The sequence below is a fragment of the Cupriavidus sp. SIMBA_020 genome (genome assembly GCF_046535395.1).
In the GTDB taxonomy this organism is placed as follows: domain Bacteria; phylum Pseudomonadota; class Gammaproteobacteria; order Burkholderiales; family Burkholderiaceae; genus Cupriavidus; species Cupriavidus campinensis.
The window spans coordinates 1-257 of the sequence record NZ_JAWRWU010001041.1; the positions used below are offsets into that span (position 1 = coordinate 1).

Genomic DNA, 257 nt, shown 5'->3' on the forward strand with positions numbered 1-257 from the left:
GCACACCGTGCAGCGCGGTGCACTTTTCTTCCGCGACGGCGGCCAGCGTTGCGGCCGGATCGAAAGCTTCGCCCGGAAACACCATGTTCGCCCCGACCGACACGCACGCCAGCACCGCGAGCACCATGCCGAAACAGAGATAAAGCGGGACGGGGATGCACAGGCTATCCTGCTCGGTCAGCCGCATTGCCATCGCGATATAGCGCGCGTTGTTGACGACGTTGCTGTGCGTCAGCGTCGCGCCCTTCGGATTACCC

The 257-nt window shown here is 64.2% G+C and carries 1 protein-coding gene; it reads right to left on the reverse strand.

From position 1 onward, the window contains the following. Nucleotides 1-257: AMP-binding protein (locus SB751_RS32645; protein WP_410749336.1), on the reverse strand; the 257-nt coding region annotated here is incomplete at both ends.